At 50.3% G+C, this 22,886-nt stretch carries 21 protein-coding genes and 1 riboswitch; of the genes, 20 read left to right on the top strand and 1 reads right to left on the bottom strand.

All coding sequences use genetic code 11. The annotated features are described in order from the left end of the window. Positions 1–43 precede the first annotated feature (43 nt). From purU to Q1K24_RS01010, 16 genes are all read left to right on the top strand, one after another. Positions 44–886, top strand: coding sequence for a formyltetrahydrofolate deformylase (gene purU / locus Q1K24_RS01085; RefSeq protein ID WP_300364752.1), 843 nt, complete (start codon positions 44–46; stop codon positions 884–886). A 9-nt stretch (positions 887–895) separates the two neighbouring features. After that, on the top strand, positions 896–2,941 hold the full coding sequence (locus Q1K24_RS01080) for a mechanosensitive ion channel family protein (RefSeq protein ID WP_300364750.1): 2,046 nt from the start codon (positions 896–898) through the stop codon (positions 2,939–2,941). Between the two features lie 25 nt (positions 2,942–2,966). Continuing rightward, on the top strand, positions 2,967–4,394 hold the full coding sequence (locus Q1K24_RS01075; protein WP_300364748.1) for a chloride channel protein: 1,428 nt from the start codon (positions 2,967–2,969) through the stop codon (positions 4,392–4,394). After that, a complete protein-coding gene (locus tag Q1K24_RS01070) occupies positions 4,395–5,711 on the top strand; it encodes an NAD-binding protein (RefSeq protein ID WP_300364746.1) in 1,317 nt (438 codons plus the stop codon). Continuing rightward, on the top strand, positions 5,701–7,143 hold the full coding sequence (locus tag Q1K24_RS01065; RefSeq protein WP_300364744.1) for a TrkH family potassium uptake protein: 1,443 nt from the start codon (positions 5,701–5,703) through the stop codon (positions 7,141–7,143). Before Q1K24_RS01070 ends, Q1K24_RS01065 begins: the two co-directional genes overlap by 11 nt. A gap of 136 nt (positions 7,144–7,279) precedes the next feature. Next, positions 7,280–7,909 carry a 3-hexulose-6-phosphate synthase gene (gene hxlA / locus Q1K24_RS01060; protein ID WP_300364742.1) on the top strand — a complete coding sequence of 210 codons (630 nt, stop codon included), beginning with the start codon at positions 7,280–7,282 and terminating at the stop codon, positions 7,907–7,909. Further along, positions 7,910–8,458, top strand: a complete 549-nt coding sequence (gene hxlB / locus Q1K24_RS01055) for a 6-phospho-3-hexuloisomerase (protein WP_300364740.1) — start codon at positions 7,910–7,912, stop codon at positions 8,456–8,458. A 264-nt stretch (positions 8,459–8,722) separates the two neighbouring features. Then, positions 8,723–9,670 (top strand): MoxR family ATPase, encoded by a 948-nt coding sequence (locus tag Q1K24_RS01050; protein WP_300364738.1) that lies wholly within the window; start codon positions 8,723–8,725, stop codon positions 9,668–9,670. 52 nt (positions 9,671–9,722) lie between these two features. Next, entirely contained in the window at positions 9,723–10,550 is an 828-nt protein-coding gene (locus Q1K24_RS01045; RefSeq protein WP_300364736.1) for a DUF58 domain-containing protein, read from the top strand. A gap of 5 nt (positions 10,551–10,555) precedes the next feature. Next, positions 10,556–10,957 carry a hypothetical protein gene (locus Q1K24_RS01040; RefSeq protein ID WP_300364734.1) on the top strand — a complete coding sequence of 134 codons (402 nt, stop codon included), beginning with the start codon at positions 10,556–10,558 and terminating at the stop codon, positions 10,955–10,957. Beyond that, positions 10,950–11,858, top strand: coding sequence for a VWA domain-containing protein (locus Q1K24_RS01035; RefSeq protein WP_300364733.1), 909 nt, complete (start codon positions 10,950–10,952; stop codon positions 11,856–11,858). The genes Q1K24_RS01040 and Q1K24_RS01035 overlap by 8 nt, the downstream gene beginning before the upstream one ends. Further along, a complete protein-coding gene (locus Q1K24_RS01030) occupies positions 11,855–12,841 on the top strand; it encodes a VWA domain-containing protein (protein ID WP_300364732.1) in 987 nt (328 codons plus the stop codon). The genes Q1K24_RS01035 and Q1K24_RS01030 overlap by 4 nt, the downstream gene beginning before the upstream one ends. Continuing rightward, on the top strand, positions 12,838–13,659 hold the full coding sequence (locus Q1K24_RS01025) for a tetratricopeptide repeat protein (RefSeq protein ID WP_300364731.1): 822 nt from the start codon (positions 12,838–12,840) through the stop codon (positions 13,657–13,659). The genes Q1K24_RS01030 and Q1K24_RS01025 overlap by 4 nt, the downstream gene beginning before the upstream one ends. Continuing rightward, positions 13,640–15,196, top strand: coding sequence for a BatD family protein (locus tag Q1K24_RS01020; RefSeq protein WP_300364730.1), 1,557 nt, complete (start codon positions 13,640–13,642; stop codon positions 15,194–15,196). The genes Q1K24_RS01025 and Q1K24_RS01020 overlap by 20 nt, the downstream gene beginning before the upstream one ends. 69 nt (positions 15,197–15,265) lie before the next feature. Continuing rightward, positions 15,266–15,352, top strand: a riboswitch (cyclic di-GMP riboswitch). Between the two features lie 219 nt (positions 15,353–15,571). Beyond that, positions 15,572–17,743 (top strand): hypothetical protein, encoded by a 2,172-nt coding sequence (locus tag Q1K24_RS01015; RefSeq protein WP_300364729.1) that lies wholly within the window; start codon positions 15,572–15,574, stop codon positions 17,741–17,743. Positions 17,744–17,752: 9 nt separating this feature from the next. Beyond that, positions 17,753–19,117, top strand: coding sequence for a DUF1501 domain-containing protein (locus tag Q1K24_RS01010; RefSeq protein ID WP_300364728.1), 1,365 nt, complete (start codon positions 17,753–17,755; stop codon positions 19,115–19,117). A gap of 10 nt (positions 19,118–19,127) precedes the next feature. On the opposite strand, the gene Q1K24_RS01005 is transcribed toward Q1K24_RS01010, so the two are convergent. Next, a complete protein-coding gene (locus Q1K24_RS01005) occupies positions 19,128–19,595 on the bottom strand; it encodes a haloacid dehalogenase (RefSeq protein WP_300364727.1) in 468 nt (155 codons plus the stop codon). A gap of 53 nt (positions 19,596–19,648) precedes the next feature. Here Q1K24_RS01005 and selD point away from each other — a divergent pair, with 53 nt between their 5' ends. The 4 genes from selD to Q1K24_RS00985 are packed head-to-tail and all read left to right on the top strand — an operon-like array spanning position 19,649 to position 22,884. Beyond that, complete coding sequence (gene selD / locus Q1K24_RS01000; RefSeq protein WP_300364725.1) at positions 19,649–20,683, top strand: selenide, water dikinase SelD; 1,035 nt, start codon at positions 19,649–19,651, stop codon at positions 20,681–20,683. Between the two features lies 1 nt (position 20,684). Beyond that, on the top strand, positions 20,685–21,776 hold the full coding sequence (gene mnmH / locus Q1K24_RS00995) for a tRNA 2-selenouridine(34) synthase MnmH (protein WP_300364723.1): 1,092 nt from the start codon (positions 20,685–20,687) through the stop codon (positions 21,774–21,776). Continuing rightward, the gene (locus Q1K24_RS00990; RefSeq protein ID WP_300364722.1) at positions 21,773–22,615 is read left to right on the top strand and encodes a M90 family metallopeptidase; all 843 of its coding nucleotides are present in this window, start codon (positions 21,773–21,775) and stop codon (positions 22,613–22,615) included. The genes mnmH and Q1K24_RS00990 overlap by 4 nt, the downstream gene beginning before the upstream one ends. Positions 22,616–22,659: 44 nt before the next feature. Next, entirely contained in the window at positions 22,660–22,884 is a 225-nt protein-coding gene (locus tag Q1K24_RS00985) for a hypothetical protein (protein ID WP_300364721.1), read from the top strand. The last annotated feature ends 2 nt before the right edge of the window (positions 22,885–22,886 follow it).

The following is a 22,886-nucleotide window of genomic DNA, read 5'->3' as shown; positions in this document are numbered from 1 at the left end:
GGGAATTTTTGAGATGGGTTCTAATTTCTATTGAAGGTTGCAAATGACCCGCGACTATCGTGTACTCATTGACTGCAGGGATGAAAAAGGGCTTGTCTACAAAATCAGCAAAGCGTTTTACGACTTCGGACTGAACGTCGAGAAAAACAGAGAGTTTGTCGATGCACAGAACGGCAAATTTTTTATGCGCAGCGAAGTGAGTGGAAGATTCGATCCGATGGCATTGGAGGCGGAACTGAAGCTAGTTTTGCCGGAAAGCGCCCAAATCAGGCTTATTGAACCACGTCCCAAACGGATTGTTCTGATGGCGACGAAAGAGAGCCACTGCCTGGGCGATATTCTGATCCGACACGAGGCGAAGGAGCTGGAGGCGGAGATTGCAGGTGTGATCTCAAACTACGACATTCTGCGGGGATTGGTCGAGAAGTTCGATATTCCCTATATTCATGTCAGTCATGAAGGGCTGCAGCGTGCCGAGCATGAGGAGAAGATTCTTGCGGAGCTTGAAAAGTTCGGCCAAGTCGACTATATCGTTCTGGCGAAATATATGCGTATTCTGACACCGGAATTCGTAGCGCATTATAACGAGCGGATCATCAATATTCATCACTCGTTCCTGCCCGCCTTCATAGGGGCCAACCCCTACAAACAGGCCTATGACCGGGGAGTGAAAATCATCGGTGCAACGGCACACTTCGTCAACAACAATCTCGATGAGGGACCGATCATCGCACAGGATATTATTCCGATCAATCATACGATGGATTGGCAGGTCATGCGGAGTGCCGGACGCGACGTTGAAAAAATCGTGCTGGCCAAGGCGTTGAAGCTTGCGCTCGAAGACAAGATTTTTGTCTATGCCAACAAAACCGTCATATTCGATTAGGAGGGTGTGATGAAAAAGGGTCTCCTCTTACTTCTGATTTCGACGCTTCTCTTTGCCGCTACAACGTTCTGGGAAACACTCATCGAAATCGAAAAAGAGTTTTATTCGATTCCAGAGTCACAAAAGGAGACGATCGTTACACCGAAAGAGCGCAATGAAACCTCTCCCATCGCGACTGAAAATGCGGCAACGAAATCGAAAAACGGTATCGTCGATACCGCGAAGAGAAGTGAACAGACGAGCGGCCCTGGCAAATTGGAGCAAAAAAGCAACGATCTTTCCGGACTGGCCGATGCGAAGATATCCAAATTCAACCTTTTGCTTGGGATGATGAAAGAACGTCCATATGAAGTGAACAATCCCAACAATCCCTTTTACAATCCTCTCCGTTCCGAACAGATGCGATCGAAGATGAGAACCCGCATTGGCGTCAATAAACAGTATGGCTACGATCTGGCGGTTGTCCGGGACGAAATCGCATTGCTCGAACTCGAAGCACGTCAACAGATATACGGCTTCTTCGTTCATCTTGCGACGAAGTGGACCGACATGAGCGGCGACGACCTCGTCGAGATGTTCAAAAAATACTCCGAATGGCTGCAGTCGATCGATTCGGGCAAGTACACGAAAGCCTATATCGAGGCCAAAAAGAAGAGCGACAAGATTTCGCAGCAAATCGTACAAAACTATGAAAAACTCCGCATGCATTATCTCTTTTTCAGCGAGTTTCTCGAATATGTGGCAACCAATCCCTCGATGTTGCATTATCGCTCCATCATGTCGTTTTTCCGGCTCGATGAAATTATCGACCGCATCAACTCGATCGAGTCCTTTGCGAAAATCAATACCAATCTGCGTCATATTCATACCGATATGGGCCGGCTCATCATTTTCATACTCATTATGATCATTGCATGGGGATCCTCCTACTTTCTCTATTTCAAACTCTATGCTTTTTTGAAAAACGTAATCGAAAAGGAGTATCACGAAGCGGACGAAATACTGCTGAACAACCTCAACGGCATGCGCCGCCCTTTCTTCATTCTCGTGCTCGCCTTCGGTTTCCGGATGGGACTGGAAGTTCTCTTCCATCCTGCACCGTTGCCGGAGAAGATGGCGATCTTTTTCTATGCAGTGCTTCTTGGAACCATCGCCTATATCGTCATTATCATCATCGACAGTCTCTTTTTCGATTATATGGTGAAAAAGGGTGAACTCAAGAACAAACAGCTGCGACAGGAACTGATCAATCTGATACTTTCCATTATCAAAGTGACGATCGTCATCATTGCCATATCGATGCTGTTGGTCCGTATGGGTGTCAATATTACAGGTCTTATCGCGTCTCTCGGAATCGGTGGTCTGGCTGTGGCACTTGCGGCACAAAATACATTGAGCAACTTTTTCGGTCTGCTCAAAATCATATTTGACAACTCCTTCTCCCAGGGGGATTGGATCGAGACGGCGGATGCAGAGGGCACGGTGGTTGAAATCGGATTCATCAGTACGATGATTCGGACATTCGACAATGCGATGATCACCGTACCGAACGCAACGCTGGCCAATTCGCCTTTGAAGAACTGGAGCAAACGAACCGTGGGGCGCCGTATCAAAATGCATATCGGCGTAACGTACGGGTCGAAGCGTGAAGATATCATGAACGCCATCGAGGATATCGAGAAGATGCTCCTCGAACATCCGGGTATCGCATCGCCCAAAAAGATCGACAGAAAATTTTTCAAAAGTCGCTCCCGACGCGAGAAAAAACTGATATCACTGGAAGACAAATACGGTGTCAAAGCGACACTGCTTGTCTATCTCGATGAATTTGCTGATTCATCCATGAATATCCTCATTTACTGCTTCAGTAAAAGTGTGGTATGGCAGGAGTGGCTCGAAGTGAAACAGGATGTGCTGTTGAAAGTATGGGAAATTCTCGATAGCCATAACCTCGAGTTCGCTTTTCCGTCCGAATCGATCTATTTCGATCCCGATAATGTCCAAGCGAGTTTCAAAGCCGTTTCCGGCATGCCGAAACCGACCAGATCCGAATAGATGGGTGGAAAGAGAAAGTTGATTTATGCTGCGTAAGCACATCACCGAACAGACGGCCATTTTTCTGAGTGTTGCCAAATGGGTCGTTCTCTCATCTGTCGTCGGTATTGTTATCGGTGCCGTCGTCACACTCTTTCTGAAGATACTCATCATCGGCGAAACGAGCCGCGCCACTCTGCCGTTTCCCTACTACTATCTGTTGCCGGTGGCACTCTTCCTGACCGTCTTTCTGGTTCGCAAATTTGCTCCAAATGCCGAAGGGCACGGGACCGAAAAGGTCATAGAAGCGGTTCACAAAAAATATGGAAAGATTGAAATAGCGGTAATTCCGATCAAACTTTTCGCAACGGTCCTGACACTTTTCGCAGGCGGTTCGGTTGGGAAAGAGGGACCGGGCGCACAGATCGGTGCCGGTGCCGCATCGTTGCTTTCCGATCTGCTGCGATTTTCGAAAGAAGATCGGAAAAAACTGGTGATCTGTGGGATCAGTGCCGGGTTCGCATCGGTTTTCGGCACCCCGATCGCAGGGGCGATTTTCGGTGTGGAAGTGCTGATTATCGGAGTGATTCTTTACGATGTTCTGCTCCCCTCTTTCATCGCCGGATTTGCTGCGTTCACGACGGCGCAGTTTCTCGGTATCGAATACACCTATTTCGATATCCACTTTTTTCAAAGCGTCGCACTCGATCTGCCACTCATATTGAAGGTCGTTGCAGCGGGCATCTTTTTCGGCATCGTGTCGGATATGATCGTCTCCTCCGTCAACTGGACATCGAAGTTGATCAAAAAGATTCCTGCCCATCCCTATGTCATCGCATTTGTCGGCGGTCTCGTTCTGCTGCTGCTGGCGTTGGTCTTTGGCGAACGGTATCTGGGATTGGGACTTCCTACGATCAAAGATGTTTTGACACCCCATCCCTATATCCCGGCCAATGTTCCATGGTATGCGTTTGTTCTCAAAACCATCTTTACATCCATTACGCTCGGTGTAGGGGGCAGCGGAGGGATCATCACGCCGCTCTTCTATATCGGTGCGACAAGCGGCATGGCGTTTGGAGAGATGATTGGGGACAGTCATATTACACTGTTTGCCGCTTTGGGTTTTGTCAGTGTGCTGGCCGGAGCGACCAACGCACCGATTGCCGCGACGATCATGGCCGTGGAACTGTTTGGTCTCGAGATCGCCCATTATGCGGCACTCAGTGCCGTCATCAGCTTTCTTATAACGGGTCACCGTTCGGTGTTTCCCTCACAGATCCTGGCAATGAAAAAGTCGGAGATGCTCGAAGTGAAGGTCGGGGAAGTGATCGATAAAGCAGATGTTGACCTGCACGATATGGAGACAGGCAAGATACGCAATATCAAGGAGCGGCTGCGGGTGCGCAGGGAACGGCTCAAGGAGCAAAAGAAACGAAAAATCTCCGCCATCAAACAGGAGAGGAAGGAGTCGTAATTGGATATTATCATCGCCGGAGCGGGTCGTGTCGGTTTCAATCTTGCAAGAACCCTCTCAATCGGACACAATGTGACGATTATCGACAGAAACGCGGATGCCCTTCACAGGTTGCAGGAGACACTCGACATTCTTCCGATACACGGGGATATCGAAGATCCCCGTACCTATCGGAAACTGATCGACAAAGAGGCGGATCTCTTTATCGCTGTGACCGATACGGACGAGGCGAATCTCATTTCGACGCTTATTGTCGACGATACCATCGACGTGAAACGCAAAGTCATGCGCCTTCGCAATGCATTTTTCGATAAAAGTTCGATTCGGGAGAAGCTGGGAATTTCCAAAACAGTGTTCCCTCTCGAACTTACATCGGAGACGGTTGCCATGCTGCTCAAATATCCCAAAGCCAACAATGTCAAGTCGTTCCGGCACACGGTATTCAAACTGATATCGGTCTGGGCTTCCGGCCTGGAAGAGCCGATACGACTGGAAAAAGAGCGATTCGATGTGGTGGGAATCGAGAGGGGGAAACAGTTTTTTATACCGAATGAGGAGATCGTCATCGAACCCCATGATCTGGTCTATCTTTTCGGCGATGAAACAAAAATCCGTTCATTGTGCCAGAAGTTTGACACGGAGACGCCACGATCCATAGAACGGTGTGTGGTGTTCGGTGCGGGAGATCTCGGAATCGCGATTGCGAGAAAACTGATTGAACACGGCAAAGAGGTAAAACTGATCGAGAAAGATGTGACTCTGTGCGAACTTGCAGACGAAAAACTCGAAGGTGAAGCGATGACACTGAGTTGCAAGTACGGTACCGGTGACCTTTTTGAAGAGGAGGGACTGGAGTATGCCGACATGATGATCGCGGCAACCGATAATGACGAATACAACATCATCAAATGTCTCGAAGCACAGGAACACGGTATTCACAAAGTGGTTGCCGTCAACAACGAGCGGGAATACTACAATCTGATGCATTCGCTCGGCATCGTTGTCGTCCGGGGACCGAAGATGAGTGCATACAATGCGATACTGGAGAGCCTCTACTCCAGCAGTGTGGTTATGGAGCGGCGGTTCTGCGGCGGCAAGGCGACCATTTTTCTTCGGAAAGTCTTTCAGAATTCCCATCTGATCGGGCGGGAAATCAAGCCTCCGAAAATAAAGGAGCATATCAAGCTCTTTCTGATTCGCAAGGAGATGCTGATGTCGTTCGATGCCCCTGTCGCCATAGAGGAGGGTGATGTCATCGTCGGCTTCACGACAGATGAGAACGCGCCGAAACTGAAAGTATGGTTTTATGGATTATAGAGGCATTTTCAAAGTTTTGAGTCTCATCGGCATGACGCTGGGGCTCTTTTTCGGATTCGATATCCTTGTCGGATGGATCTATCACGAGAGTGTCACCCTTTTTCTGCTATTCGATATGCTGTTTATCGGCCTGAATCTCGTGATATTTCTCCTGCTGCGTCGCCATGCGGTTGTCCTGAAGATCCGTGAGAGTATACTGGTCGTCAATCTCCTGTGGGTGTTGATCGGGATGGCGGGAGCCATTCCCCTTTTTCTTTATACACCGGTAACATTCTCGTCCGCCTTTTTCGAAGCGATAAGCGGCTTTACCACTACCGGAGCGACAGTCTACACCGATATCGAGCATCTACCCCATATGATTCTTTTTCACCGGAGCCTGATGCATTGGCTTGGCGGTGTCGGAATCATTGTGCTGGGGGTCGGACTTTTGTCGGTGATCAACCCGACGGGAAGTCTCTCTCTTTTCAAAGCGGAAGCGACCGGTATACAGATCGAGAAACTGCGACCGAAAATCAAAGATACGGCACTGAGCCTCTGGGCTATCTATCTGCTTTTGACACTGGTCGATACGCTGCTTCTGAAACTGTTTGGGATGAATTGGTTCGATGCTGTCAATCACGCCTTTTCAACACTTTCTACCGGCGGTTTTTCGACAAAAAACAGCTCTCTCGGTTATTTCCAGAGCCCCTGGATCATCTGGGTGACCACCTTTTTCATGATGGTTTCGGGCATCAATTTTCTGGCGCATCTGAAACTCCTATACCGTGATACGAGCGGGTACCGGAGCGAGGAGGTGCGATGGTATCTTCTGCTCTTTCTGATACTTGGAGGCATGCTGACGGCGGTGCATATGGAGATTGGCGGGGATTCGCTGTTCCATGCATCGACCCACGCCTTTTTTACGATCGCATCCGTGATGACGACGACGGGATTCGCCACAATCGACTACGCCACATGGAGCCATCTGGCCGTTGCCATCATTCTCCTTGCCATGCTGATAGGCGGCAATGCCGGGTCGACAGCGGGCGGCATCAAAGTCATTCGTTATGTCGTGATTTTCAAAACACTCTTTGCCGAACTCAAACGCATTCTTCACCCCAAAGCTTTCATATCGGTCTTCATCGATGGTATCAAACTGGAACGGCATATTCTCGCGTCGACCTTTGGCTTTTTTACTCTCTTCGTTTTTACAGTCGGCCTGATGAGTATCTATATCTATGCCCGGGGCTACGATGAAATGACGGCGATTTCCGGTGCTCTTGCGATCGTTGGGAATGTAGGGCCCGGTTTCGGCCATGTGGGTCCAGCTGAAAATTTCGGGTTTTTCAGTGATATTGACAAATTGATTCTTTCGATCGGGATGATTATCGGACGTCTGGAGTGTTATACTGTTTTCATTCTCTTTACATCATCGTTCTGGAAACGTTTTTGACCCAATTTAGCCTGATTGAGAGAATTATAATGTTGTGTATGTATAATTGAGAGTTCAGAATCGATCGATGTGGCCTTGACGATCGATTTTTTACATACGTAGATGTATACCATACCGGTATAAAAAAGGAGAGCAAATGAAACTACAGTTGGCTATCGATGTATTGACGAGTGAAGAGGCGCTGGTACTTGCGCAAAAGACACAAAAATATATCGATATTATCGAAATTGGAACACCCCTGATCAAACATGAAGGTATTCGGCTTGTCAAACTGATGAAGGCGCTTTTCCCGGAAAAGACGCTTCTTGTGGATCTCAAGACGATGGATGTCGGAGAGTACGAGGCGGATTTCTGTTTCGAGGCGGGTGCGGATATCGTAACGGTTCTCGGTGTGGCCGATATCAATACGATCAAGGGTGCGATCAAAAGTGCAAAGAGACACGGAAAAAAAGTGTTGGTCGATATGATCAACGTGGCCGACAAGGTTGCATTGGCCAAAGAGGTGAAAAAGCTCGGTGCCGACTATGTCGGAATCCATTCCGGCATCGATCAGCAGAATGCCGGACAGTCTCCGCTCGAAGATCTGAAAAGTGTTTCGAAAAAAGTGAAGATCCCACTCGTCGTCGCGGGAGGCATCAATCTCGATACGATCGACAAGATCAAGGCGCAGAAACCGGCGGTCATTGTCGTCGGCGGTGCGATCACCGGTGCGAAAAATCCCAAAAAAGCGGCCGAAGCGATAGCGAAAAAAATCAAAGGCAAATGAATGATCGCAAAGCATCTTGTCAAACAGGTCAAATGCGGTTTGCAAAATGCCAATGATGAAGATTTTCAGACATTTGTCAAATATTTTCTTCAAAACAGAAGAATATTCATCAGCGGTGCGGGTCGAAGCGGTCTGGTAGGAAAGTTTTTCGCGATGCGCCTGATGCATTTGGGTAACAGGGTTTTCGTTCTGGGTGAAACCAATACTCCCTCGATTCAGAAAGGTGACATACTTGTCTGTATTTCGGCATCGGGAACGACCAGCAGTGTGCTGAACGCCGCCAAAACCGCAAAGGGACACGGTGCGACGATCGTCGGAGTGACGGCAAATCCAACCGGACCATTGAAAGAGACTGCCGAATTTGCCGTCATTATGGATTCCAGAAATAAAAAGAAACGCAAGAAGCTGAAGAGGAAAGATCGAAAGATTCCACTGGGGACATCGTTCGAACTCAGCAGTCTGATGTATCTTGAAGCTGTTGTTTCGGAAATCATGCATATCTGCAATATCGGCGAACAGACGATGAAAGAGCGTCACGTCAATATATAACCGATTTCATGCAAATTACGGAGATTTGTGTGAAATCATCTCGAAAACGTATGTTTGCGACGTTGTGGTGTCTTGCAGGAGAGTTCGGTCCCTGCCAGAACATGGGGTTTGCTCATGTTCTGCGAAGAACAGACAGTATATGAAACAAACATGGGCCAAGCGGTCCATGTTTACCTTCCGTTTACTCTCAATTAGCCTCTGTTAGAGGTAACGTTTTATAATGTTTTTCAAAAAATTTACAGAAATGAGACATGGAGTATCTCTATGAACCAAGCGATTGAATCGATCAAGAAAGAGGTTGGCAAAGTCATTGTCGGACATGAGCATCTCGTCGATGCGATGCTGATTGCACTGCTGTGCGAAGGACATCTGCTTGTCGAAGGGGTGCCGGGGCTGGCGAAAACGACGGCGATCAATGCACTGGCCCAGGCATTGGGACTGGGATTCAAACGGGTGCAGTTTACGCCTGACCTGCTGCCCAGCGACATTACGGGTACGGAGATTTACGACCAGAAAAGCGGTGAATTCAAGGTCAAACACGGCCCGGTTTTTACAAACCTCCTTCTAGCGGACGAGATCAACCGTGCTCCGGCGAAAGTTCAGTCCGCTTTGCTCGAGGTGATGCAGGAGAAGCAGGTGACGATCGCCGAGGATACCTACAAAGTCGACCGTCCGTTTCTGGTACTCGCGACACAGAATCCCGTCGAGCAGGAGGGAACCTACCGTCTGCCCGAAGCGCAGCTCGACCGCTTCATGATGAAGGTGAATATCGGCTACAATTCGATCGAAGAGGAGTTCGAGATTGTCAGCCGGGTCGCGGCGAAAGGGTTTGGCGAGATAGCGCCGGTGGCCGGAAAGCCGGAAATCGCCGCGATGCAAAAGGCGCTTCACGACATCCATGTCGACGATGCCGTCCAAAAATATATGCTTAAACTCATTTTCGCGTCGCGTTATCCGAAGGAGTATGGTCTTTCTGATATGGCGGAGTATATCGAATTCGGAGCGAGTCCCCGCGCCTCCATCGACCTCTACAAGGCGAGTCGAGCCGTCGCACTGATACGGGGAAAGGATTACGTCACGCCGGTCGATATCGCCGATGTATTGCACGATGTGCTGCGACACCGGATCATACTCAACTACAAAGCCGAAGCGGCCGGTCTTACGAGTGACGATATTGTCAAATCGATTCAGAAAGCCGTGAGAGTACCGTAAAAAGGCGGGGATCGTAAAGCGTGAATCGTGAACCGGAATATGGAAATCTGATATGAACAGCAAAGCGAAAGAACTACTTATCAAAACCAGGCGACGTCTGTTTGGTCAGAATATCGGTAACAACATTTCGACATTCCAGGGCAACGGGATCGATTTTGCTGAGCTGAAGGAGTACATATATGGTGAAGATGTCCGCAAAATCAACTGGAAAGTGACGGCACGACAGCAGAAGCCCTATCTCAATGTCTTCAACGAAGAGCGGGAGCTCAATATCGTCATCGGATTTTCTGTTTCGGGAAGTATCTATTTCGGTTCCGTTCGGCAGAAACAGGAGGTGCTGGCGGAAATTTTGGCACTGCTCGGGTTTGCAGCACTCAAAAATTCCGACCGGGTTACCTCGATCTTTTTCGATACCGCTGTCGACCAGTGGTTCAAACCGTCGAAGAGCCCCAACATCGTCTATGCCGCGCTCGACTACGCGCTGAGTCTGGATGTGCTGGGACGCAAAGGGGATATGCAGAAATTCGCCGACTTCCTTCTGCATACCCTGAAGGAGCGTTCCATCGTACTGTTGCTGGGTGATTTCTATGATGAGATCGACCTGGCTCTCCTCAGTGCGAAACATGAAGTCTATGCCATTGTCGTGCGCGACCGTTTCGAAGAGAACCCGGAAATGGCGGGCGAATATGACCTCGTCGATCCCGTCAGCGGCAGGCATCACCGTATCGATATGGACGGGAGCCTTGTATCGGCGTACCGGAACGATTTGCTCGCCCATGACAGAAAAATAGGAGAACACTTTTTGAAGCATCGTATCGGTTATACGAAAATCTATACGGACGAAGAGCCGTTCGTCAAACTACGGGAGCTTTTGAAGTGAAGGAGATGCTCCAGCAGCTGCGCGATATCAAACCGCCGGTGGATGTACCCGACGATTCACTGTGGCAGCTGCTGGCTCTTCTCCTGCTGTTACTGCTTATCCTGTCGGCTCTTCTCTATCTTTGGAAAAGAGGGCCCGTTCGACGCCGACGCCGACATAAAGATCCGGAAAGTATCGCGAAAGAGATGCTTCGAGCCATCGATTTTTCCGATACGAAAAAGGCGGTCTATACATTCGACGAATATCTGCCGGTGCTCATCGGTGACAGAAAAGAGCTGATCGACGCATTCGATGCGCTGCAGCCGAAACTTGAACGTTACAAATACAAAAAAGAGGTCCCGAAACTCGGTCGTGACGAAAAGAGGGCGATGCAGACCCTGATCGAAAAGGCTATGCGGTATGGGTGAGATCGTTTTCGAAAATCCTTCGGTCTTCGGACTATTGCTCCTTTTCTTTCTTTGTGCCAGGTGGTGCAAACCGCGATTCGAGAGCATCTGGTTTCCGGGCAGCGACCGGATGGCCCGGATAGGCAGAGGCAGACAATCGGCAACCATACTGCTGAAATTTCTGGCGTTTGCTCTGCTTGTGACGGCGTTGGCCAGTCCGGTGGTGGAAAATGAGACAATGGTTCAGCACGACAGGGGGTATGAGATATCTCTGATCCTCGATGCGAGTGGTTCGATGGCGCAGAGTGGAAAGTTCGACATCGTCAAAGAGATTGTGACCCAGTTCGTGAAGGAGCGCAAACATGACAAAATCGGTCTGACGATCTTTGCCGATTTCGCCTACGTGGCGGTACCGCTGACCTACGACAAACACTCGCTGCTTCGACTGCTGGACAGAATCGAAGTGGGGATCGCAGGTACGCGTCGTACGGCACTCTACGAGGCACTTTTTATGAGTACGAAGCTGTTCAAACACTCTCATGCCAGGCACAAAATCGCCATTTTGCTCACCGACGGTGTCGACAATGCCGGCACGGTGCCTCTGGAGGTGGCAATCAATACCGCGAAAAAGTACGGTATCAGGGTCTACACGATCGGTGTGGGGCAACCGGGCGATTACAATCCCTATGTGCTGAAAAAGATGGCCGAGGAGACAGATGGCAAATTTTACGAGGCTGATTCGGTGCAGAAGCTCAAGGAGGTGTACCAAACCATTGACCGGCTGGAAAAAAGCGAAATCAAAGGGAACAGGTATATCAGGAAGAGCTACTACTTCGCCTGGCCTCTGTCGGGGGCGCTGGCGCTGATGCTTCTGTTGGCTTTCGAAGGTACGGCACGCCGCCGGCGGGTAGGTGCGGCATGACTCTGCTCCATCCCGAAGCGTTGCTTCTTTTGCTTCTTTTGCCGGCACTCTGGCTGCTTACTTCCAAAGGAGGCGATGCCTTGCGCAGGAAATTTGCACCGGATCTCTACAAAAAGATGGTCACATCCGGCGGAGGAGTGAGCCGACGGACGCGGCGTGCGCTTCTGCTGCTGGCGATGGCACTGGGTATTGTGGCGCTGGCGCGGCCTGTCATCGACCGCGGTGAGATAAAGGTCAGGGAACAGAATGTCGATCTGGTGGTCGCATTCGACATCTCCCGATCCATGTTCGCGAATGATATCTATCCGAACCGCTTTGAACTGGCGAAACGGAAATTTTTCGATCTTCTGGACGACCTGAAGCAGACGAGGGTGGGTGTCATCGGTTTCAGTTCCCGCGCTTTTCTGATCGCCCCCATGACACGTGACTACGCGTCGCTGAAATATCTGGTGAAGCAGATGGGATTCGACTACGTCACCCTCAAAGGAACCGACATGATGGCGCCGCTGGAGGTGACCGAGAATCTGCTCAAAGAGAAAAAAGAGAAGGCGTTGCTGCTCTTGACCGATGGCGGCGACAAAAAGAATTTTTCCGAGGAGATTGCCTATGCCAAAAGCCGCGGTATCAGGGTTTTCGTTTACGCCGTTGCAACCGAAAAGGGGGGTGTCATGAAACTGGACGGCGGTGTCGTGCGTGACCGGAACGGGAATGTGGTCGTCACCCGTCTCAACCCTGCTGTGGCGGCACTGGCCGAGAAGACGGGAGGTGTTTACATGCGCTTTTCACTCGGCAAAGGGGATATGGCGCGCCTGGCCGAAGAGATACGCCGCCGTCTGACACCCGAAGAGAGCAAAGAGAGCGTCATACACGACCGCGAAGAGCTTTTTTACTATCCGTTGGCTGCGGCGACACTCCTCTTTCTGCTCTCGGGCACGTCGCTCCCCCGGCGTGAACGTACAGTGAGAGGAAAGGAGAGGGGATGAGATCGTGGATGTTTCTCTCACTTCTCACGACGATGACATTGCAGGGGGGTATGCTCGATTTCTGGACGCTCAAGAAGGCGCGGGATGCCTACGAGGCCAAAGCATTCGAAAAATCGGCGAAACTCTATGAAGAGGCCGTGAAGGCGACAGGTGCCGACGAAGCGAAACTCGATGCGGGTGATGCCTGGTACAAAGCGGGTGACTATTCCAGAGCCCTGGAGCTCTTCAAATCGGTACAAAAACCCGAACTGCAGTTTCAAAAATGGCACAATCTCGGCAATACCTATGCCAGACTCGGCAATCTGGACGAAGGGATCATGGCTTACGAAGAGGCTCTGAAGATCAAAGAGGATGCCGATACCCGTTTCAATCTGGAACTGCTCAAAACGATAAAAAAGAAGAAGAAAGAGCAGAAGCAGCAGAAAGAGCAAGACCAGAACAGGAGCGGAAAGAACCAACAAAATCAGCAGAATCAAGAGGATCAGCAGGATCAGCAAAGCCGTCAGAAAGGGCAAAGCAAGAGTCAGCAGAACGATCGGGACCATGCGGGCCAAAAAGAGCGTCAAAAGAGAGAGAGGGACGGTGAGAAACAAAAAGCGGAAGATGGACAGCGAAAGAGAGAGAAGAAAAAGAGAGAATCGAGCGACAAAAAAGAGATGGAAGCGATGCGACAGGCGATGCAAAAAAACGAACCGATAAGCGACATGGAGCTGAGAAAATGGGAGAAGGTGCTGAACCGGCGGGATATTCATACGCTGATGCTGCCTGTGCCGACGAAAAAGGGAGAAAGGAGTGAGGATGAGACGACTCCCTGGTAACATGATTGTGGCGATACTTCTGACGGCAATGCTGCAGCTTTTCGCGGGCGGCGTCTCCGTCAGTGTCGACAAAAAAGAGGTGGTATCTGGTGATACCGTGACCTTCTCGATCACCGCCCAGGGTCAGGATGTGGAGTTCCCGGTTGTCAAAGAGATCGGTGGATTCCCGGTACTTGGGACGTCCCAGCGGTCCAGCATCTCCATCGTCAACGGCCATATCGACAAGAGTTTCACCAAAAGCTACACATTCGCACCGATGCGCAGCGTGACAATTCCTGCACTGACCGTAAAAGTCGATGGTGATGAGCTGAAAACCGATCCGCTGGAAGTCCGCGTGACCGGTGCACCCAAACCTTCCGGTGGGCAGAATGGCGAAGCGAAGCTCGGCATCGAGGTGGACAAACGACACGTGGTCGTGGGCGAACCGGTGGAAATGATCCTCTCGATGCGATACAAAGAGGGGAGCAATTTTGCCCAGATCGATCTGCAGAAACCGGAGTTTGCCAATTTCTGGATCAAAAAGGTTGGCGATGTGGAGCGTCTGCATGAGAACGGGTATATTGTCGAAAAACATCGCTATCTCATATTTCCCCAGAAACCCGGCAGCTACAAACTGGGACCTCTTACAGCGAAAATCGCCAAACGTGTCCGGGTAAAACCGCCCATCAACGATCCCTTTTTCGACGACGATTTCTTTAACGGGTTTTTTGCGAGACTTCAATGGACCCGTATTGCCTCCAACAGCGTCACGATCGATGTCGATCCGCTTCCGGGCGGGGTCGAGCTCTATGGCACGTTTACAATACGTGCCGAGGCCGACCGGACGGATGTCGAAGTGAACAAGCCGGTGCGTATCACTGTCAGTGTAGAGGGGGAAGGGAATATCGAAGATATCAAAAAGTTCGAACCAGAGATTTCGGGCGCGGTCGTCTACGCCGACGAACCCATCGTCAAGGAGTGGCTGAAAAACGGTGTATACGGCGGTACGTTCAAGCAGAATATCACGGTCGTGGCGGACCGGGACTTCATGGTACCGTCATTCGTTCTGCGCTATTTCGACAAGCGGGAACAGAAGGTCGTCGAAAAGAGGACAGCTCCTATTTTCATCCATGTTGTTGGCGGGGTAAAAGCCGGCACGAAAGAGGCCGAAAAGATTCAAAAGAGCAATGGAATCGAAAAAAGCGAATCGACGGCGAGTCACAACGCCACCGAGGAATCCGTGTCGTCAACGGGTATGGTTCCAACCTGGGCGTCTATCGGATTGCTGATTCTTGGTATGGTGCTGGGGGGAGGTATTGTGTATGGCTTTGGATATCTGAAGAAACGGATGGGTCGTAAAAAGGAGATCGATATCGTCAGAGAGATTCGTCGGGCAAGGAGCGACAAAGAGCTGTTCAATCTTCTTCTCCCCTATGCCAAAGAGGACAGAGAGATAGAGATGGCTCTCAAGAAACTCGAAGAAAATATCTATCGTGGCGCCCGGCACAAAATCGACAAAGCATGGATGGCCGAGATTGTGGGGGAACTGGAGGAGTAATATAAATAAATGTAAACAGGCTAATTTTTATTACTTAAAAACAATTAAGTCTCCTTAAGTTAGAATTGGGAGTTCAGTTGCCAAACCTGTTGTGAAGCAGGGACGGAAAGCCATGGGTCTTCGAAAATCTGTTTGGAAGATCGCCAGGTTGCCTCTTTACCGCCATAAAGGTAAGAGTATGTTACTCCCTTGTAACCTTTCAATGTCTTTTCTCTCCCTCTTCATTAACACCTGGTTAATCACTGTGAATAGCGGAACAAAAACGTTTTGCTTGGTTATATAATAGGATTGTTCAATACCTGAGTACACATGAGATCTATTTATTCTCAATGTGTAGTCGGGTACGCGTGCGATTCATCAAATAAAGGAAGAAATATGAGTAGACATATTTTCTCAATACAGCATGCCATGATCGCCATGGCCGGGGTTTTCATGATAGGTTGCGGAGGTGGTGGCTCTTCATCCACCACCGCCAGCGGAAAGGCGTATTATATCGATGCCGCAGTCAGCGGAGTCACGTATCGATGTGGCGGGCTGAGTGGAACGACGGACAGTGAAGGAGCCTTCCATTTCGAAGTCGGAAAAGAGTGTTCGTTCAAGCTCGGAAACATCGCCCTTCGGACTCTCAAAGCCACAGAGTTGGCCGAGGGTGCCGTCATCATCGAGAGCAATCCGAAAGTCGCGGCACTGCTGCAGTCGTGCGATGCCGACGGTGATCCTTCGAACGGAATCGAAATCAAGCAGGAGGTTGTCGATGTACTCAATCAAAACGGTATCGTAGATGTGCCGGACAACGAAGACGATCTTGAAGAGGTAATAGCCGATATCAAAGACAAACTTCCTTCCCTTGAGATTACACCCGTTTCCTATGCGGAGGCGGAGGCGCATCTGCAGGAAACCTATGCGAAATATATCGATATCGGAAAGGGACACGATATCCGGTTGACCGACGAAAATGCGTTCAACCAGTATGCATCGGGTCCCGTCCTGTACAATATTCCGGTGATGGGAGAAGAGCTCGATTACGATCAATACGGTCTCGCCCCGCTTACGGATTCAGAGTTCAATGCCCTTTCACAAGATGAAAAATATGAAGTTGCGTTGAAACTCTATGGTACTTTTTTCTACGGTGCCGACTATGAGCAATTTACGGAAGCGGTCAATTCCGGCCGATTCATTTCGGAAACACGGGCACTTTTCGATCGTGACAACAGCAAATCCGACATTGCCGCAATCGAAGAGAAACTCTATGATTACAGTGGTGGCTGGGGTGATCACAAGCTCGTTGCGAAAATGCTTGGACGCATCTATTTCCTCGAGCCGGGCCGTGCCTACCTCAATCGTTGGGCTGCCTATGTGTTGAGCCAGACCATTCTCTTTTCGCCGGCATACGAACTGGATACGGTCTATACCGTCGATGCGATCGATGTCTATGGCGATCTCGTACGCGATTTCGATGAGGGATTCAGCCTGCAGTGGGTCACCTTTACCCATATGATGACAGATGAGAACTGGCGGCGCTTCAGAAGTCCGGAAGACAATGGCCGTGAAATGCTCGAAATATACAACATGGATTTTGAAGATGCACACGTCCCGCTTGCCGGAAAAGCTCTGCAGAACTGGAAACTCGACCGCCGATCCAATACACTGGTTGTTACACTCGACGAAAATGTCGAGCCGATCACCGATCTCTTTCCCGGTCGCGTGATCCGAAACGGAACCGATTTCTACAGCACACTCGTACTTCAGCCAAGTTTTGTGCCAACCGTTACACGACGACTTGTCGATATCTATTTTCCGAACTATACGGAATCACAGAAACAGAGCGTCGTGAATCAGATCATTTCGAGCCGTCCGGCGACATGGACCGGATTGCTGAAACAGATCGTCTATTCGAAAGCGTATCTGCTCAATTCGAACAAAACGAAATCGTTCGAAGAGGCGTTCTTCCAGATTGCCAAGACGCTTCACTGGGTTCCGAAAAAGAACTCTTTCTACTATATCGCGAAAAACCTCGACAAAATGCACCAATCGACAATGCGCTACAAGCTGGGGCGAAAAGTGGAGGTGCCTCTCGACTCCCAGTCGTTTGCGTGGTTCCATAAAACGATTCGGGACAATATCATGATCAACTATACAAAGGACCTTTCGTTTGAAAGCAGCGACGATGGTTGGCCGTTGAAAGAGCTGTTCGAAAATATGCCGCAGTCGCTTTTCAGCGCGACGGAGTTTGATCTGAACAGCAGAAAGATCATCGATCGGGACGAATGGAATGCCAACGAACGTCTTCGTGCGGAATATATTGTAAATCACCTGTTCGTTCCGATTGCAGGGCGTGAAGCCAACAGCGAAGAGCTGGAGTTTCTTGTGGACCTGATCGACAACAGCAAAGACGACGACAACCGATTCGACAATAACAGCTGGCTCGATATCTACGGCAACAGCAAGGAGGTCGACGATCTCAAAGAGCGAGGATACTTTTCACAGGTTGTCCTGAGTTATCTTTCCAGGCTCAGCACTATTTATGAGTTTGAAGCAGTGAAATAGGGAGTTATGATGAAACAAAACAGTTTGAACGAAACACACTTTAACCGGAGACATTTTCTGAAAGGGCTGGGTGCCCTGGGTCTTTCCTCGATCATGCCACTCTCGTTGAAAAGTGCCGATCTTGATTACAGCAGCATCCAGTTTGATCCAAACGTCTACGAAAACAACAATGCCCAGACAATCATTGTCTACCTCTATGGCGGACCGTCCGAATTGGCAGGCAATTTGACCAACATCGAGGAGATCAGCGAAAAGAGTCAAAATCCCTATCCACTCGGTAACGACAACTACATGCGTATTACCACAAACAAGTTTTGGGGAAATGCCGGTGGTGATGCAATGGAACGGATGCTCGCATCCGGCGATATGAACATTTTCAGGACATGCTACCGCACGGTCGACAATCTCAAGGCCCATGGCGAGTGTACATCCCAGGCGCAGCGCGGGAAAGATACCGAGGGGGGAGCGGGTGTCGTTGCCAATCTCGCTTCGATTCTCTACCACAAGGGTATGGTGGATGAACCTTCCGGGACGGACGATATTGGAAAAAGTATTCCTTTTGTCACGATGGAGGGCGAATCGACGTTTTTCTATGAAGATGATCTGAATCTGAATGCCTTTCTCAAACCCGTCGCCTTCGGCAGTGGTTCGGACAACCCCTACAAACGGTCCATGTCCTGCAGCGAATCACGTGTTCTGAACAAGGAGACGAATCAGACGGTGGCGAACTATCTTGATACGATGGCGCAGAAATACAATCCGACGGGAAAAATCAGGGAAGCGTTCGAGCGGCGTGTGACGCTTGAGCAGTTTGCGAACGATATCAACAATATCGCTTTGCCGGCGGGTGTCACCTATCCGGAAAACAATGTATTTGCGAGCCGTCTGAAAACAGCGATGAATCTGCTGATCTTCAACGAACATACGAAAGTCGTCAGTATGGGCAGTCCGGGTCTCGGTGGGTGGGATGACCACTCCAACGCCATCGACCGTTATACCCGACGTATGACACAACTGATGGAAGCGATCGAAGCGGCGCTGGCTCATATGCAGGCGGCGGGAAAAAGCAATATCAACATCGTTGTTTTCGGCGAATTTGGCCGAAATGTCAATTACAACAACTCACTCGGATGGGATCACGGCAACAATCAGAATGTCTACTGGTTCGGGGGACGTGATTATATGAACCATCTGGGTATCGTTGGCGAAACGGAAGTGACAGGAAGCAATGCACGTATCTATACAAGGCCGAAAAACGGTTCCTATACTTTCCAGGCGTTCAGTATTGCCGCGACCATTTATAAAATGTACGGAATCAAAAACCCTGAAATTCTGACACACGGCAATCCGGTCATCAACGACCTGCTCGCATAATGGGCCGTTCTCATCGCCTCAGCGAGGCGATGAGACGTTTTGGATAGAGAAAGAGTTCCAGAGCATCCCGAACTGTATTGCACGCAAGATCGCTGTTCATCAGTGCGCGTGTGCTGCACCCCTCGCCTCCCACTATCGATATTCCGATCGCCGAACTTTTCAGCATATCTGCATCGTTGCTGCCGTTGCCGACAGCGGCACACCGGTCGGCTCCAAGCAGTTGGACAAAATCCTCTTTTTCTTTCGTATGGTTTGTCGTTGTCAGGATTTTGATGTTGGCATCGGTCCCTTCGAGCTCCTTTTCGACGCTTCCGAACGTGTCGGCCGTTACGACATGGACCGTGTAGCGTTCGGAAAGTTTGTGAAACAGTTCGGGAACCTCTTCGAGGAGTTTGCCGTCTTTTGCTATCGTGCCGTTGTAGTCACAGACGATATGGCGGATGTCAAGCGTTTTGTGAGAGGGGATATCGATAACCACTTTTAACTCCCGAGTGATATAATTTCCAAAAGTATATCCAAGAAGGTATAAGAATGTCCGAAAAAGTGAAACTGACCGAATATAGCCACGGGGCCGGATGCGGCTGCAAAATTTCGCCGATGCTGCTCGAAGAGATTCTGGCAGGTGTGGAGCCGGTTCGCGCATATCCGCAGCTGCTGGTTGGAAACGACAGCAGAGACGATGCTGCGGCATACGATCTTGGAAACGGCATGTCGGTGCTTTCGACAACCGATTTTTTCATGCCGATCGTCGACGATCCTTTTCTTTTCGGCAAAATTGCCGGCACGAACGCATTGAGCGATATCTACGCGATGGGAGGAAGACCGCTTATGGCCATATCGATTTTCGGCTGGCCGGTCGACAAACTTTCGGCGGATGTTGCCAGGGAGGTGATCGAAGGCGGACGCTCCGTATGTGAGGAGGCCGGTATTCCCCTTGCCGGCGGACACTCCATCGATTCGCCTGAGCCTATTTTTGGACTGGCGGCGACCGGGATTGTGGAGAACCGGTTTCTGATGCGAAACGACACGGCCAGAAAAGAGAGCTACATTTTTTTAACCAAACCTCTCGGCATCGGTATTTTGTCGACAGCTCAGAAACAGAAAAAGATCGAGGGTGACGAGATCCTCCCCGCCATCGAGGCGATGACCACGCTCAACAAGGCTGGCAGCGATTTCGCGAAACTGGAGTGCGTCAGTGCCATGACCGATGTCACAGGCTTCGGTCTACTGGGACACTTGAGTGAAATCTGCGAAGGAAGCGGCATCGGTGCGACGATATGGTTCGAGAAGGTGCCACTGCTGCCCAATGTGGAAAAGTACAGAGAGCTGGGGTGCATCCCCGGAGGTGCGCGGAAAAACTTCAAGAGCTATGGGCACAAAATCTCCGACATGAGTCTGCGAGAGCGCGAGATCCTCTGTGATGCCCAGACCTCGGGCGGCCTGCTTGTCGTAGTAGACAAATCCGGTGTCGAAGCCTTCAACGAGATTGCAGAGCGCCATGGCCTGGAGCTTGAGCCTATCGGAGAAACCCACGAAGCGGGCGAACACACCATCGAGGTGGTATAGGGTGGATCTGCCTCTTTGTGACAACTACCTCTCCATCGTCCTGGAACGACGGCCTCTGATCGATGTACGTGCCCCCATGGAGTTTGCCAAAGGGGCCTTCCCCGGTGCCGTAAATCTTCCTCTGATGAGCGACCGGGAGCGTCACCTGGTGGGGATAACGTACAAAGAGGAGGGCAACGAAGCGGCGGTGGCCCTGGGTCACGAACTGGTTAGCGGTGAGGTCAAAGAGGATCGGGTACGGATGTGGTGCGATTTTTTGAAAAAACATTCCGAGGCGCTGCTCTACTGTTTTCGGGGAGGCCAGCGGTCGCAGATCGCCCAGCGTTGGATCTACGAGGCGGGCTGCGAGGTGGTTCGCATCGAAGGAGGCTACAAAGCCTTCCGGCGGTTTCTCATCGACGAATCGGATCGATCTGTCGAACGGTTTGAGCCCATCGTTTTGGGCGGCCGGACGGGTTCGGGCAAAACGCTGCTTCTGCATACATTGGACAACAGCGTCGACCTGGAGCATCTCGCCAACCACCGGGGATCGTCGTTTGGCAGAAAAATCTCCCCGCAACCGACCCAGATCGCGTTCGAGAATGCATTGGCGTACGAACTGATCGAAAAGAGCCGCGGGCATTACCGTCACCTGATCTTTGAAGACGAGGGGAAAAATGTCGGACGTCTCTATCTGCCCGACCGTTTGAGCGGCTCTCTGGCCGAGGCGCCGCTTGTCATTCTGGAAACGCCATTGGAAGAGCGGGTCGAGATAACGTTTGAGGAGTATGTTCTTCAGGCACAGAATCTGTATGCAGAGGCGGGTTTCGACAATCCGATGGAAAAGTGGTTCGAAGATATGCTGCTCGCGGTCGACAGGATACGCAGACGTCTTGGTGGGGAGCGCCATATGCGGGTGCGACAGATGATAGCGAAGGCCTATGGCACGCAGCAAAAAAGCGGGGAGACGGAGAGTCATAAGATCTGGATCGCCTATCTCCTGAAAGAGTATTATGATCCGATGTATGACTATCAGATCGAAAAACGGTTCGACCGGATTATGTTTCGTGGCAATGAGGAAGCGGTCAAAGCGTTTCTGGCAGACCGGCGATGACCTACTACCTGGTGTTGACACAGTTGCTGCTCGCGGTGCTTGCCGTGGTAATGATATGGCAGGCGATGACCTATTTCAGAAACATGTGGCTTTGGAAAAAGGTCCGGTCGATGCCGCTGCCGCAAAGTTACAGGGAGGCCCTGGAGAAGATTCCCCCCTACAGGTTGCTGCCGGAAGAGTTGAAGGAAAAAATTCGTCCGAGGCTGCTGTTTTTTGCCCGCTCGAAAGAGTTCAAAGGGGTGGGAATCGAAGTGACCGACGAGATGAAGGCCGTCATCTCTTTCTATGCCTGCCTGATGGTCGTGAATATACCCGATGAGTGCTACGGCGAGCTTTTTACGATTCTGGTCTATCCCTATGACGTGGTGGTGAAACGGATCGAGGCCGAGGACGGAATATTCAGGGAAGAGGAACTGATACTGGAGGGGCTGTCGGCGGGAGATACCGTTGTCGTCACATGGAATGAGGCAAAAGGAGAAGCATTCCATATCCATCAGCACAATCTCATTTTGCATGAATTCGCACATGTGCTCGATTTCGAAAACGGTGCTCCAGACGGTGTGCCGCCCGTGGAGCGTTCACAATACCACAAATGGACGCAGGTTCTCTATCGGCGCTACAAAGAGCTCAGGGAAAAAAGCAGAAGGCGCAGCGATTTGGAAGCGTACCGTTTTATCGGTGCGTATGCCGCAACCAATGAAGCCGAATTTTTCGCCGTCGTCACCGAACTCTTTTTCCAGAATCCGAGAGGGCTGAAAGAGCACTTTCCCGACCTTTACGATGAGTTTAAAACCTTCTACGGTCTCGATACGGCAGAACTTTTCAAATCCCTCGATTAATTTACTTTTTGATACACTCTATCATACCCTCCAAGGAGTCAATGATGATGGAATTTTTGAAAAAGGCGACCGAATGGGTTCTGGACAAAGAGGAGCAGGCTGCACAGAAGTGCAAAATCGATCTGGAAGATCTCCAGAAACAGATCGATCTGATTCTGAGCAAACGGGAAAAACTGCAAAAAGAGTGTGAAGAAAATCTTGCGGAACTCGATCACATTCTCAAGCGGCTCGAAACGATCAAAGCCAAAGAGGAATCCTGCCAGCGTTAACC

Source organism: Hydrogenimonas sp. (assembly GCF_029932565.1).
In the GTDB taxonomy this organism is placed as follows: Bacteria; Campylobacterota; Campylobacteria; order Campylobacterales; family Hydrogenimonadaceae; genus Hydrogenimonas.
This window is presented reverse-complemented; position numbering and strand designations above follow the sequence as displayed.